This is a genomic window from Grylomicrobium aquisgranense, from assembly GCF_033971865.1.
GTDB lineage: Bacteria > Bacillota_I > Bacilli_A > Erysipelotrichales > Erysipelotrichaceae > Bulleidia > Bulleidia massiliensis.
In genome coordinates, this window is the sequence record NZ_JALBUR010000015.1 from 26,120 (window position 1) to 39,842 (window position 13,723).

Annotated in this window: 12 protein-coding genes; 7 read left to right on the top strand and 5 right to left on the bottom strand. The window is 48.2% G+C overall.

Annotated elements, in window-relative coordinates; genetic code table 11:
- Positions 1-27: 27 nt before the first annotated feature.
- From MOZ60_RS07020 to MOZ60_RS07030, 3 genes are read right to left on the bottom strand one after another with little or no spacing between them, the layout of a single operon-like run.
- Positions 28-747, bottom strand: a complete 720-nt coding sequence (locus MOZ60_RS07020; protein ID WP_277009007.1) for an HAD family hydrolase — start codon at positions 745-747, stop codon at positions 28-30.
- Positions 744-1,058 (bottom strand): hypothetical protein, encoded by a 315-nt coding sequence (locus MOZ60_RS07025; RefSeq protein ID WP_277655384.1) that lies wholly within the window; start codon positions 1,056-1,058, stop codon positions 744-746. Before MOZ60_RS07025 ends, MOZ60_RS07020 begins: the two co-directional genes overlap by 4 nt.
- The gene (locus MOZ60_RS07030; RefSeq protein WP_370596129.1) at positions 1,055-2,065 is read right to left on the bottom strand and encodes an aldose epimerase family protein; all 1,011 of its coding nucleotides are present in this window, start codon (positions 2,063-2,065) and stop codon (positions 1,055-1,057) included. The genes MOZ60_RS07025 and MOZ60_RS07030 overlap by 4 nt, the downstream gene beginning before the upstream one ends.
- A 109-nt stretch (positions 2,066-2,174) precedes the next feature.
- Here MOZ60_RS07030 and MOZ60_RS07035 point away from each other — a divergent pair, with 109 nt between their 5' ends.
- Entirely contained in the window at positions 2,175-3,587 is a 1,413-nt protein-coding gene (locus tag MOZ60_RS07035; RefSeq protein ID WP_370596130.1) for an FtsW/RodA/SpoVE family cell cycle protein, read from the top strand.
- A complete protein-coding gene (locus tag MOZ60_RS07040) occupies positions 3,571-4,971 on the top strand; it encodes a penicillin-binding transpeptidase domain-containing protein (RefSeq protein ID WP_370596131.1) in 1,401 nt (466 codons plus the stop codon). The genes MOZ60_RS07035 and MOZ60_RS07040 overlap by 17 nt, the downstream gene beginning before the upstream one ends.
- A gap of 12 nt (positions 4,972-4,983) precedes the next feature.
- On the opposite strand, the gene MOZ60_RS07045 is transcribed toward MOZ60_RS07040, so the two are convergent.
- Entirely contained in the window at positions 4,984-6,186 is a 1,203-nt protein-coding gene (locus tag MOZ60_RS07045) for an AI-2E family transporter (protein ID WP_277008044.1), read from the bottom strand.
- 122 nt (positions 6,187-6,308) lie between these two features.
- On the opposite strand from MOZ60_RS07045, the gene MOZ60_RS07050 reads away from it, so the two are divergent.
- The 4 genes from MOZ60_RS07050 (at position 6,309) to MOZ60_RS07065 (ending at position 11,597) form a co-directional block, all read left to right on the top strand.
- Positions 6,309-7,670: a uracil-xanthine permease family protein gene (locus MOZ60_RS07050; protein WP_277645080.1), complete on the top strand. Its 1,362-nt coding sequence runs from the start codon at positions 6,309-6,311 to the stop codon at positions 7,668-7,670.
- Between the two features lie 262 nt (positions 7,671-7,932).
- Complete coding sequence (gene lysS / locus MOZ60_RS07055) at positions 7,933-9,591, top strand: lysine--tRNA ligase (RefSeq protein ID WP_370596132.1); 1,659 nt, start codon at positions 7,933-7,935, stop codon at positions 9,589-9,591.
- A gap of 99 nt (positions 9,592-9,690) precedes the next feature.
- Positions 9,691-10,491 (top strand): hypothetical protein, encoded by an 801-nt coding sequence (locus MOZ60_RS07060; RefSeq protein WP_277008053.1) that lies wholly within the window; start codon positions 9,691-9,693, stop codon positions 10,489-10,491.
- Entirely contained in the window at positions 10,491-11,597 is a 1,107-nt protein-coding gene (locus MOZ60_RS07065; RefSeq protein WP_277008056.1) for a hypothetical protein, read from the top strand. Before MOZ60_RS07060 ends, MOZ60_RS07065 begins: the two co-directional genes overlap by 1 nt.
- A 77-nt stretch (positions 11,598-11,674) precedes the next feature.
- Here the strand turns inward: MOZ60_RS07065 and MOZ60_RS07070 are convergent, their stop codons facing one another.
- A complete protein-coding gene (locus MOZ60_RS07070; protein ID WP_277653560.1) occupies positions 11,675-12,337 on the bottom strand; it encodes an HAD family hydrolase in 663 nt (220 codons plus the stop codon).
- Between the two features lie 471 nt (positions 12,338-12,808).
- On the opposite strand from MOZ60_RS07070, the gene msrA reads away from it, so the two are divergent.
- Positions 12,809-13,714: a peptide-methionine (S)-S-oxide reductase MsrA gene (gene msrA / locus MOZ60_RS07075; protein ID WP_277008062.1), complete on the top strand. Its 906-nt coding sequence runs from the start codon at positions 12,809-12,811 to the stop codon at positions 13,712-13,714.
- Positions 13,715-13,723: the final 9 nt, after the last annotated feature.

Genomic DNA, 13,723 nt, shown 5'->3' on the forward strand with positions numbered 1-13,723 from the left:
ATTTTACTATGACTGTACAGACTATTGTCACATTTCCAGCAGGGCTTTGCACAGCTCTGCGGCATCATGCACAATCAGATCCGGCTGATGGGCACGCAGAAACGCTTCACTGCGGAATCCCCACGCCACGGCAATACTGGCTGTACCGGCATTTCTGCCCGTTAGAATATCGATCTCTGAATCACCGATATAGGCCGCATTGGCCGGGGAAATACGTCCTGCCTGCAATGCGGAAACAACCATGTCCGGCGCCGGCTTGCGGCGCATCTTTGCACTGTTGCCGACCACATAGTCAAAGCAGCCTGGAAAGTACTTTTCTGCCAGCACCTGTACAGACGGATCCGGCTTATTGGATACCACCGCCGTAAACACCCGGTTTTCTCTGAGCTTTTTCAGCATCTCAACAATGCCGGGATATGGAGAAGTCTGCTCCGCATTGTGGGCAAAGTAGTACGGCTCCCACACGCCGACAATCTTTTTTGCCAGGGCTAGATCCAGATGCGGCGAGATGGCATCATGGTCTGTGCCTACCTGTTCCAGCTGATCCAAGCCATAGCCCTTTTCAACAGCCAGAGCACGGCAGATGGCCACCTGTCCGCCCGAGCCAAAGAAGCTGCGGATCTGATCCGGTGTAAAGTCATGGCGGTGCCCGCATGCACCCATGGCATAATTCAAAGCACCGCCCATATCTGCCACGGTATTGAGCAGTGTGCCATCCATATCAAAAACAGCTGCCTGTGCACTCATAGCATACCTCCCAGATCCATCAGGATCAGAATCACAATGACCACGATGGGCATGATCCGGAAACTGATCAAAGAAAGGATATTCAGAAAGGATGAGCGTTTGCGTACATTGACAATCGAAGACCATTCGCCTTCTTGATCCAGAATCCGCAGCGCTGCCTGCAGCACAATCTCAAGCACAATACAGATGATGCCCAGCGGCCAGCGCAGAGCGGATGGCAGCCACGTATAGGCAATCACCCATGCCCCGAAAAACAGCAGAACGATGGCACCTGCTTCATACAGAAGCCGGCATCTTTCGTCCTTCTTCATGCGTCCTCCACTGTATACTGAATGATCTGCACGCTAGTCTGTCCTGCTTTTACAATCGGCTTGGCGCAGACATCCGGGTAATTGATGGCATTTGGATGCCATGCACATTCCAGGCAGACAGCGCTCTGCGGTTTATGCACGATGCCATATTTGCCCGTTTCTCCTTCCAGCCAGTTAGCCGAATAGATATGCACGCCAGGCTGGTTTGTCTGCGCTGTTAACAGCAATCCGCCGCCCTGCAGCTTTGCCACCGTGCGCAGACTTTCACCCTGTACTGGATAGAAGTGATCATAGCCTCTTGCCACATGCAACTGGGGATCATCCTGATCCAGGTCCTTGCCGATTTCCTTCATCGCACGGAAATCAAACGGTGTGCCTGCCACCGGCCGCACCTCATCCATGCCCATGCCGTTTTCATCATCCGGCACATAGCCATCCGCATTGACCTGCAGAAGATGATGGCGGATATCCTCACTCTGTTCCAGATTGAAGTAGGAATGATTGGTAAAGGCAAACAAGGTATCCTGATCAGCCGTTCCTTCTGCCGTGATGGAAACACCGCGGTCCAGCAGCGTGTATGTCACACGCACATCCAGATTTCCCGGATAACCTTCTTCACCATCTTTGCTGAGATAGCAGAACACAATGTGATCATCCCCTGCTTCTTTGACCTGCCAGAGCTTCTTGTCAAAGCCTTCGATGCCGCCATGGTTGCAGTTGCCATTATTATTGATCGGCAGCTGGTATGTTTTTCCGTTTAAAGAGAACTGCCCTTTGCCAATGCGGTTGGCAGTGCGGCCGATGCTGGCCCCGATATACGATGTCTGACTCTGATAGCCATGGATATCATCAAACCCTTTGACGATATCCTTTCCGCTCTTTTTGTCAATAAAGCGCACCAGGGTGGCGCCATAGTCACAGACACTGATGGAAACTTTCTCATTTTCCAGTGTATACAGTGTTGTTTCACGCCCTTTTGTATCGATTCCAAATGATGATTGTTTCATACGGTTCCTCCGTCTCCATTGTACCGCAGAGCCCTTAAGAATCGTGAGCCAGACTTGTATTCCCACGTGAAAAACCGTATCCTATTACATTGTTATCAAGGATAAATGCATGAAAATCTGGATTGATGAAGAAAACGATGACCGGCAGGAAACAGAAAGCCAGCCCGCAACAGATACAGATGAGCAGGAAGAAGTCAGGGTAGACCGCAGTGACCGCCATATCCTGTATGCCATTCTGTTTGAAGTGCTGATGGGGGCCTTTGTATGGCTCAAGTCTGCCAAGGCCGGTATGAACTATCTGTATATTCTGGCACCGATGCTTGTCATCACCGGCCTGGCCGGCAATTATGCCTACCAGAAAAATGCCGACATGAAACTGTTTGGGGCCGTGGCAAAACTTTCAGCGGCGGGCATCGGCCTGCAGCTGACCATTGATCAGGTGTATAACCCGATTGGCACCTTTAGTGTCATTAAATATCTGATCTCACTTGTCATTGCGGTGATCTTCCTGATCTTTTACAGCTATTTCCGCAAACTGCTGAACAAGCAGGGAACCGTCTATGTCATGATGGCCGTCTCCGCTGCCATCTATCTCTTTCTGGCAGTCAGAGGCTATGACCCCAATGGCTATGGCACCAATGCATGGATTTCCATTGCCGGCTTCACGATCCAGATGACTGACTTCACCAAAGTCAGTGCCCTGCTGTTCTATGCCTCTTTATTCTCTTCTCAGCTGCGCTTTGAAGAAGATAAAGTACTGCTGCTGTCCACCATCTTCTTTCTCATTAACCTGGGCGGTTCGATCCTCATCCGTGAACTTGGCTCTTTCTTCATCCTGTTCTTTCTGCACCTTGGACTGATCTTCATCTTCATGAAGCATTCCCACCGCAAGCGGATGTATCTGATCATCATGTTTGTCCTGTTTTTTGGAAGTGCAGCAGCCCTGTTCGGCCTGTATAAGCTGCTTGATCCAAGCTATCAGGCCGGAACGTTAAAAGCACCCTTCACTCTGCTGTATCCGTTATGCAAAAAAGTCTATGAGCGCTTCTCAGTCACAGCCAACATCTATTCTGATCCCTATGGTGCCGGCTATCAGCTGTTGCAGGGCAAGAAAGCACTGTGGATGGGTGGCCTGTTTGGCAACACGGTCAACTTCAATGCCATTCCGGTGGCAGAAAGTGATATGGCCTTTGTGGCAATGGTTGCCGAGTTTGGCTGGGTGCTTGCTTTGTACTGCATCTTCATGCTGTGCCGGATCGGCAGCCGCGGCTGTGCCGCTGCCAATCGTCTGCTGAAACATCACCGCCAGGATGCGGTGGTTGCCTTTGGCGCTGCCTTCATGCTGGTGATGCAGGGACTGATTGTGATTCTTGGCTCGTGCAACATCATCCCGTTCACCGGTCTGCCGATCCCGTTCTTATCCCGCGGCTTTACCTATCAGACGATTGTATTCTGCTTTACAGGTACCCTTCTGCACCTGTCTGAGCAAGAGGAGGAATCCGAAGATGAAACAGACGCATGAAAACCATCGCAGCAATGCCCGCCGGCGCATCCAGAGTGCCCAGGTGCTGTGTGTTGTCACACCGCTTGTGCTATGTGCGGTATTTGGCGGCAAATATGTCGTGATGCCCTATGTCAATGACACGTACAAGGCAACTAAAAATCAGATTACATATCAGGAAATCAGCAGCTATGTCAAGGAAGGCGATATTCTTGACCGCAACGGCAGTCTGATCTTCGGAAATGCCGAAGCTGGTGAAGGCGGCACGGCATCAGATCCGGAAAGCTATTCCTATGCATGGCTGCTTGGCTACTATACTGTCAACAGTTCGCAGGAAAATTCCTATGGCCTGCGGGGCAGTCTCAAGGATGCCCTGCTGTATCATCTTGACAGCAATGATAAAGGTGAAACGGTTACCCTGACAACCGATACCGGTCTGCAGGACTATGCCTATCAATTGCTGGATGGACAGGAAGGTTCCATCACGGTCATCGATAACAAGACCGGTGCCATTCTGGCCCTGGCTTCCCAGTCAACGATTGATTATGACGTCAATGATCCCGACAGCTTCCTGGCCAATACCACCCAGGACGGCCAGTACCGCCGCGGCACCTATGAGACCGATCCCCCGGGATCCACCTTCAAGGTTGTCACAACGGCAGCGGCATTGAAGAAACAGGAAGATGAAGGCCTATCCGATGATTTCTTCCAGTATACCGACACCGGCACGTATACGCCGGAAGGTGATGACTGGACGATCACCAATTACAACAATGAGGTCTATGGCGATATTGATCTGGATACAGCCTTTGCCAATTCCGTCAACTGTTACTTTGCCAACCTTGGCATTCAGACCGGTGCTGACAATCTGCGCACCATGGCAGAAAACTTCATGATCGGCAAGGATATTGAGATCCCGTTCCTGTGCACGCTGCATTCGCAGCTTGATATTGAAGATGACAAGCCGGCAACCATTGCCCAGACCGCCTTTGGCCAGGGCAATACCGAAATCACGCCTGTCCATCTGGCTCTGATCGCTCAGGCAGTGGCCAATGACGGCGTCATGATGTCACCCTACATCGTCCAGAAGATTGACGGTTCCTTGTTTACTTCCTATCAGGCCAGGCAGAAAAAGCTTTCTGCGGCCATTGATGAAACGGTAGACGCAAGACTGAAGGAAGCCATGCATGAAGCAGCCCTGTCCTACGGCTTTTCGGAAAGCAGGTATGGCATGGTCTATGCCAAGACCGGTACGGCAGAATGCCCCAATGACCGTGTACACTGCTACATGATCGGCTTTACTGACAACTATTCCTTCTGCGTATCGTTTAATTCGATGGCATCCTCTGTCCAGCTGTATCCCCAGGCGCTGGCTCTGGTCAATTACCTCAATACCAACATGTAAAAAAGTTCCGGTTCACTCAGAATCGGAACTTTCTTTTTCCTGTTCTTTTCGCTGTCTGCGCTTCAGCAGTGCAGCCATTGCCCGGTCAAACTGCAGCTTGATCAAGGCCGCAATCGGCACCGCAAACAGCATGCCAAGCAGTCCGCCAAGGCCTGAACCGATGATCAGTGCAATGATCACATACATCGGATGAATATGGACATTGGAGCCAAGCAACTTCGGATTGATGATATTGCCATCGATCGACTGCACGATCCACAGCATGATCAGCGAAATGATCATCTTGGACAGATCCATCTTGACTGCACAGACGATGATAACACCGACATAGGCAACAAACGGGCCGACATACGGAATCAGATTGCCAAAGCCTGCCAGCACGCCGATCGGTACGGCAAACGGCACTTTGCATAATGACAGTGTAACGGAAAGAATGATCATCATCAGTAATGCATCGAGCATCTGGCCGCGCACATAGCCGGAGAAGACACGGTCGACATCTTCAATGAAGTCGCCGATCTTCTGTCTTGTTTCATCCGAAAACAATGCACAGGCAACCTTGCCCCAGTAGATGGCAATGTGTGCCCCATCCAGCAGAAACCAGATGGCAAAGATGACTGACAGCAGAACTCTGGACAGAATGCCGGGCAGATCTTCCAAAGAAGTAAACATATTCTTGCCAAGACCGGTAAACCAGTTGGTCAAAGCAGAGACAACGGCATTGATGCCATCCTGGATCTGCTTGGAATCCAGGTTCATGTTCTTGAGCTGATACAGAAGCGAGTTATAGATGTTCTGGGCACTGTCGGAAATGCCTTTGAAGAACTTCATCGTGCTGTCCAGATCGGCGATCTGAACGGTGGATGTAAAGGACGTGATCAGAATGGAAAGCATTGCCACAAAGAAGGCCGCAATGATCATGATCGTCAAAGCAACGGCAAAGCCGCGGCATGACTTGTTTTTCTTATTGAAGCGGGAATAGGCAAGCTTTTTCTGCAGGAAGTCAGTGATCGGCATCAGCAGGTATGCCAGGAAGAAACCCCAGAACACCGGCACCAGCAGATGGAAGATCGTGCCGATCAGCTTGATTAACATCATCAGTAATGAGAACAAAGAATTGCCGGCATGGTAGAGAACATACAGGATGGCAATGGTTCCGATGATGTATAAACATATTTTTGTCAGGACAGGATCAAGTTTATTCTTCCACTTCATGCTTTCTCTCCGGGCTATATTTTACCATTTTCTGTTTCATGAAAACAGTATCAGGCAAATGTTAGTGTTTACAAACAGGTATGCGTCCGATATGATAAGACACCGAAAAGGAGGATCTTCACATGAAACTCGTCTATCAGGTTAATGACAGACCCAAATTCACGCAGCTCGTTGTTTTCGGCTTCCAGCAGGTTCTGGCTATTATGGCCGCAACAATCGCCGTTCCTCTCATTATCGGCAATGGCATGTCCACCGCCGCCGCCCTGTTTGGTGCCGGCATTGGAACCCTTGTCTACATCCTGTTTACCAATCATAAGAGCCCAGTATTCCTGGGCTCTTCATTTGCGTTTATAGGATCAATGAGTGCAGCCTTCGCTGGTGCGGTATCCATTCAGGCCGGCTATGCAGGCTTGCTGCTGGGTGCAGCCTTCGCCGGCATCGTCTATGTCATCTTCGCGATGATCATCCGCAAAGTCGGCACCGGCTGGATCAACAAGCTGATGCCTGCGATTGTCATCGGTCCCACCGTTTCCATCATCGGCCTGTCCCTGGCAGGCAGTGCTGTCACCAACCTGCGCACATCCAGCCTGACCGGCGAAACGACCCAGTTTGCCGTCCTGTGCGGCATCATCGCTTTGATCGCTACCATGCTGGCAAGCACCTATGGCGGCCGCAAGGCAAAGATGATCCCCTTCATTATCGGTATCCTGACCGGCTACGGTGTAGCGGCGATCTTCACATGGATCGGCCTGGCCACCGGCTATGCACCAATGCAGATTGTTGACTTCAGCGCCTTCAGCACACTGACAGATGGCGGCATCGGCCTGCACACCTTCCTGTCTGTACCGGACTTCACTTTTCTCAAGGCATTTGCCGGCTTCCATGAAATCGACGCTTCCTACATCGGCACGATCTTTGCGGCCTATGTACCGGTTGCCTTCGTCGTCTTCGCCGAGCACATCGCGGACCACCGCAACATCTCCAGCATCATTGAAACAGACCTGCTCACAGATCCAGGCCTTGATCACACACTGCTGGGTGACGGCATCGGCTCCATTGCCGGTGCCTTCTTCGGCGGCTGCCCGAACACAACCTATGGTGAGTCCATCGCCTGCGTTGCCATTACCCGCAATGCCAGCGTTGCCACCATCACCTGCGCCGCTGTGGAATGCCTGATCATCTCCTTCATCACACCGTTCGTCGCCTTCATCTCCTCGATCCCAACCTGCGTCATGGGCGGTGTATGCATGGCACTGTACGGATTCATCGCTGTCTCCGGACTGAAGATGATCCAAAGAGCTGATCTCGACCTCAACCGCAACCTGTATGTTGTCTCCACGATTCTGATCTCCGGCATCGGCGGATTGTCCCTGACATTCGGCAAGATCACGATCACGACGATCGCCTGCTCTTTGATCCTTGGCATCATCGTAAACAAGCTGCTGGCAAAGGATCCAAACTCCCGCGACGACAACGATCTTTAAGTTGCATTCCCCTGCCTATCTGCTAGAATAACAGCGCCGACAGTGATAGAGGAAGCACAGGCACAAGGCCATGAGCAGCGAGTTCTGGATGGTGCAAGCAGAACAATGGTGAAACCTGATGACAAGGCCTTTTGAGAAAGCCGCGCTGCTGCGATATGGCAGAGTAATGAGATGACAGATTCTGTCATGAATTAGGGTGGTACCACGAACAAGCTCTCGTCCCTATGGGTGAGAGCTTTTTATATTAGGATGGAGGAAGACAATGTCTGAAGAAGAACTGACAAAAGAAGAGAAGAAGCGTCTCAAGGAAGAACGAAGAAAAGCATTTGAAGCGGCGCATCCGGAGCTGGCTGCCCGCCGCAGAGAGGCTGATCAGAAGAAACAGAAACTGCAGAAGAAAAAGGAAGAGCTTGTGCAGGCTGTCAATGAGCAGAGTCTGAATGACCAGGAAGCTGCCCGCCGCCAGAAGATGGAACAGCTTGCCAGCCAGGGCATTGATCCGTTCGGACATGCCTTCAGCCGCAATTCCAACAGCGGCATCATCCGCCGCGATTATGGCGATAATACTGGCGAAGAGCTGGAGAAGATGGATGTACAGGTATCCGTTGCCGGCCGTATCATGGCAAAGCGCAGAATGGGCAAGCTTGGCTTCATCCAGCTGCAGGACCGCGAAGGCAGAATCCAGGTTGTCGTTAATGAGCGTGTCGTCGGCCCGGAAGTCTATGAACTGTTCAAGTCTGCAGATCTCGGCGATATCATCGGTGTCAAGGGACGCATCATCCGTACCCAGACCGGTGAGCTGTCTGTGGAATGCCATGAATACACCCACCTGTCCAAGGCACTGCGCCCTCTGCCGGAGAAGTTCCATGGCCTGACCGATAAGGAAGAGCGCTACCGCAGACGGTATCTGGATCTGATCATGAACCGTTCCAGCATGGAGATTGCTTTGACAAGACCGAAGATCATCCGTGCCATCCAGAGATGGATGGATGACCATGGCTATGTGGAAGTCGAAACACCAATTCTGCAGCCGATTCTCGGCGGTGCCAATGCCAGACCGTTCATTACCCACCATAATGCCCTCGATAAGGATTTCTATCTCCGTATTGCCACTGAGCTGGAATTGAAGAGACTGATTGTTGGCGGCATGGAAGGTGTCTACGAAATCGGCCGCATTTTCCGCAATGAGGGCATGGACCTCAAGCACAACCCTGAATTTACAACCATGGAAGCCTATCTTGCCTACAGTGATCTCAAGGGCATGATGGAAATGAATGAGCAGCTGTTTGAATACGTCGCCAATGAAGTCTTCCACAAGACTGAGTTCAGCTTCATGGGAAAAAATGTTTCCCTGAAGGCACCATACAAGAGATGGAACATGGTGGATGCCGTCAAGGAAGTCACTGGTGTTGATTTCTGGCAGCCGATGTCCGTTGACAAAGCACTCGAGCTGGCCAAGGAACACAATGTGGAAGTACTTCCTCATCAAAGAACAGTCGGCAACATCATCTCGCTGTTCTTTGATCAGTTCTGCGAAGACAAGATTGAACAGCCGACCTTTGTCTGGGGCCACCCGATTGAGATTTCGCCGCTGGCCAAGAAGAATCCGGATGATCCTAGATTCACCCAGCGCTTCGAGCTGGAAATCTGCGGTGTTGAATTCGACAATGCCTTCACGGAGCTCAATGATCCAATCGATCAGAAGCAGCGTTTCATCCAGCAGCTGGAAAACAAGAAGCTCGGTGATGATGAAGCCGGTGAAATGGATGAAGATTATGTTGAGGCACTGGAATACGGCATGCCTCCGACAGGTGGCATCGGTATCGGTATCGACAGATTTGTCATGTTGCTGACAGGTCAGGATTCCATCCGTGATGTTCTGTTATTCCCGACCATGAAGCCAAGAGAAGGCGAAAAGTAATCCCTGCGCATATACTGCAATCAGGAGGAGTGATGTTATTTCACTCCCCTTTTCTTTTGACGTAACGTTACAATAGAAGAAAAGGTTTGGGAGGATATTATGCCGGAGAAGACAGATACGAAGCCTCAACCTGCAGAGCCTGTTATTGATTTCAAAACTGTCCTTATGGAATTAAGTGATCGTTCGATAGCAGATTTCAGAAAAAGATTTAATAGCTTTGCAGACTACATCTTTATTGATCCAGCAAATGCAGACAAACAAGTACTGCTGGAAAAACTGGGGGTGTTTTTAGCAGGAATCGAAAAGCGTAACCATCTACATGATACACAGTTGGCAAGCACCTATACGAAAAGTGCATTAAGTTACCTTGCAGAAAGAGTACAACCAGGATCGTCTGCAGACGATTATCTAGAACGGATCACGGAGATCAGTATTGATATAAAAGTATGCAAAAGTGAAGATGTAATCAGCATGCTTGAAGATTTCACGAAAGGATTTCTCTGCTTGTATTCAACATATCTGCAAAACAATCAGGAGCCAGTACGTTCAGTAGATTTCCGTATTAATCAAATTCTCTTTTACACATGCATGAAAAGCATTCTGAAAGACGAAAAGCAGAAAAAAGGGAATTCCTTCATTAATGGGGTAAAAAAGAAAGCAGACGCAATAGTACCTGAGGTGGTGAAGGATGCCGCTGCAGACATGTTGCATGATGGAAAAGAATTGGCTTACCAGGTTAACATGGTCATCAACCAATTTAATACAAGTGAACCAGTTTATAACGTATTAGTGAATCAAAGTATGGATAATACCCGATATACAATACGAAACTTCACTTATGTGATGGCACTGATGTTTTACCTGCGAATGAGAGATTTTGAAGTTGGGGAGAATGAATAATGCAATACATAATAAACCTAACCGATGCTGAGTATCAAAAACTAGTTAAAGATGGAGTGCTGCAAGTAATCTCACGACGCAAGAATGGAACACTACAGAGATTCAAGAAGATAATGGTTGAAACAGTTTCTGATTCTGGCAATACCTCCAATCTCATGCAGCAAATTGTGAAGGCAAATCAGTCAGCATTATCAGCTATCAATGAAATTGGGAAAAACGCAGTACAAATCTCAGATACAACAAAAAACATTGCAAGCAATATTGGTCTTATAACAAATTCACTGGAAACTATCAAAGGGCTGAATTTTGTAAATATAGCTCTGACTGGTGTTAACCTGTGTGTAGATGTTGCAGGATTTGCAATCCTCAGCGATGAAATCAAGGATGTTGAAAACAGCATTGCTAGATTAAGTGAGCAAGTTAAAAAAACTCTTGGAGCATCTGAAGCAGAGACATTGGCAAAGTACGGTGAATGCGTTGATAACTATGTCGATATTCTTGATAAAGAAAAGCGCCACATTGCGATCAACGATAATGTCTATTTTGAAAATATCGTAAAAATGAAGTCAGTCTTAACAATCATGTATAGATGCTTCATAGAAGATGCTGTATACGACAAGGAAAGCATATTGAGCGCAGTCATGGCTCTTTCGGCAATGTATGCAATGCTCATTAGGAAATATGATACTTACTATTATTTTTCAGATGAGTCAAAAGCAACTGGATCAGAATGGCACTTGGGCCACGATTCCTGGCTGGATATCTTCCATAAACTGCAGTCAGCAGAATTCTTCAATAAGCTGCAGCAGTACTGCTTCATTGATTTAAAACTTAGCGCAAGGAAATCCACAGAAACAAGTATTGATACTATGCTTTCTGCAATCAATGAAGAAACCATCATCACTGATAATCAGGAATTATTGAAATTTGCTAATACCAGAGAAGAATATCAAAAGCTTCAAAACTATGCTGATCAGCAGGCTGAAGATGAATTAATGCAGGATATTTCTTCCTTACCAGAAGAAAATAAAGCTGAATGTCTTCGGGCAATTCAGGATGTATTACCACACGTCGAAAATACGTCGCAGGCAGACTACCGATCATAACCGATAATCTGCTTCGAACAGCTTACCAAAAAGAGCAGCTGCCACATCAGTGGTAACTGCTCCGTTTTCGTATTCATTTACAGCAGCAGATCTGCCAGCTCCTTTGCCGATCTGGCAATCTCTACATCCAGGTCCGTAACCCCTGCCCTTTCTGCACAGAACCAGATGGGACGCATATGTGCATTCATTGCCCCAACGATATCTGTATGGAAAGTATCACCGACATAAATGCACTCTTCACAGGATACATGCAGGTAATCGGCAGCTGCCTGATAGATGGAAGGATCCGGCTTTTTCTTACCGAAATCTCCACTGACAATGATCGGATCAAACATCCCATCCATCTGCATCTTATGAATCTTCGGCCACTGACGGTCATGCGGACCATTTGTAACCATGCCGACTTTATATTTTTCTTTCAAGGCTTTGATTGTTTCCGGCATGCCTTCCGTCCAGAACTGGCAGTCCGGGAAGATCTCGTACCACTCTTTCACAGCCTGATCCACATCCAGATCCGGAAGCCAGTGATTTTTCACTCTCTCCATCACGGTCTTCTTGCCAATGGTGCCATATTCATCCCAGAGAATGCACTGCTGCATCATGCCCTCAAAGACAGGATCACTCTCTTCCATATCAGGAAAGTATTTCTTCAAAACCAGTTTAAAACCTGTATAAGCACTTCTGGTACGATCAGTCAGTGTACCATCATAATCAAATAGAACCGCTTTATATGCCATCATTTTCTCCTGCACTGAAAGGATCAGCTTATGATACTGGCAGAATGCTTCATATCTGTCCTGCCGGTTTTCCTGCATCAGTATAACATCCGTCTGCTCTCTTTGGACATAGCAAACATCAGCCACTGCTGTGTCGCAGCCGAATCTGTAAGGCAGAAAAAGGAGATTTGAACATTTCTGAGCATTTCTAACTATATTATTTTCTTACAAAATATATGCGGAATGAAGCAGAATGATAACCGGCTCCTGTTCAATATCCCAAGGCACCTTGATTGTTATCTATCACTTTCCCCATATTTGATATTCTCATTTGGACAATAAGCCTCATATTTCATATTTTTATTTTGTTGAATTTCCCCATATTTACTGTTTTTCACAGCGGGCATCTCTGCCTGCCAGCCTCATCATCTGAAATTTCTCTTTGATCAGATCATGATTTCATATTTTTCTGCAGAAGAATGCTACAATGGCGCCATGAAAACAACACTCAAAAATGATCTTGTCACTCTGAAACAGAAAGATGACACACACTGGGATATCCTGCATGATGGCATAAAAGCTGGCTGTCTCTCTGTTACAACAGAAGAGGATGGGCCAATGCTTTCCTTTACAGTTGATCCGGCGTATCAGAAACAGCATTTTGCGGCAAATGCTGTATATGTGCTGATGCCTTATCTGCACAAAGAAATGCATCTGGAAAAAGTATTTGCTGTAGTTCCCATCCGTAATGAGCAGGCGCGCCATGTGCTGGAACACAACGGGTTTGCACGCTTCAAGAAGAATGCAGAAACGATTGTTTATGTGCATGATGCCCCAAGAACGACTAAAGATGATGCCTGGCAGCCGGAAGGAAAAGATGTTCTGTACTTTGCCGGGGGCTGTTTCTGGGGCACAGAGAGAATCTTTCAGATGCTGGATGGCGTGATTGATACAACGGTGGGCTATGCCAATGGCCATACTTTCAATCCTTCTTATGAAGAAGTCTGCCGCAATGATACCGGCTTTAAGGAAACAGTACGGGTCACCTATGATCCATCGGTATTAAAGGAAGAGACACTGCTTGATGCATTCTTCCTGTGTATTGATCCTACCCTGTATCACCAGCAGGGCAATGATATCGGCGAGCAGTATCAGACCGGTGTGTATTACAAGGATGAAAAACTGCTGCCGGTGCTGCAGAAACGGTTTGATCTGGAAAGACAGAAACATCAGAAGTTCTATGTGGAGCTGCAGCCATTGCAGTGCTTCTATGAAGCAGAGGAATATCATCAGAATTATCTCAAAAAGAACCCGGATGGCTACTGCCATATCACCAGAGTGGAACTTGATGCTGTCAGAAAACTGAATGAGGCAAATCAAAAGGCCAGGAATAATCTCTGACCTTTTTTC

Bases quoted from the DNA above. Each gene is read 5' to 3' on its own strand.
- MOZ60_RS07045 (WP_277008044.1), bottom strand. From the start codon at position 6,186: ATGAAGTGGAAGAATAAACTTGATCCTGTCCTGACAAAAATATGTTTA.
- MOZ60_RS07030 (WP_370596129.1), bottom strand. From the start codon at position 2,065: ATGAAACAATCATCATTTGGAATCGATACAAAAGGGCGTGAAACAACA.
- MOZ60_RS07025 (WP_277655384.1), bottom strand. From the start codon at position 1,058: ATGAAGAAGGACGAAAGATGCCGGCTTCTGTATGAAGCAGGTGCCATC.
- MOZ60_RS07070 (WP_277653560.1), bottom strand. From the start codon at position 12,337: ATGATGGCATATAAAGCGGTTCTATTTGATTATGATGGTACACTGACT.
- MOZ60_RS07035 (WP_370596130.1), top strand. From the start codon at position 2,175: ATGAAAATCTGGATTGATGAAGAAAACGATGACCGGCAGGAAACAGAA.
- MOZ60_RS07065 (WP_277008056.1), top strand. From the start codon at position 10,491: ATGCAATACATAATAAACCTAACCGATGCTGAGTATCAAAAACTAGTT.
- msrA (WP_277008062.1), top strand. From the start codon at position 12,809: ATGAAAACAACACTCAAAAATGATCTTGTCACTCTGAAACAGAAAGAT.
- lysS (WP_370596132.1), top strand. From the start codon at position 7,933: ATGTCTGAAGAAGAACTGACAAAAGAAGAGAAGAAGCGTCTCAAGGAA.
- MOZ60_RS07020 (WP_277009007.1), bottom strand. From the start codon at position 747: ATGAGTGCACAGGCAGCTGTTTTTGATATGGATGGCACACTGCTCAAT.
- MOZ60_RS07040 (WP_370596131.1), top strand. From the start codon at position 3,571: ATGAAACAGACGCATGAAAACCATCGCAGCAATGCCCGCCGGCGCATC.
- MOZ60_RS07050 (WP_277645080.1), top strand. From the start codon at position 6,309: ATGAAACTCGTCTATCAGGTTAATGACAGACCCAAATTCACGCAGCTC.
- MOZ60_RS07060 (WP_277008053.1), top strand. From the start codon at position 9,691: ATGCCGGAGAAGACAGATACGAAGCCTCAACCTGCAGAGCCTGTTATT.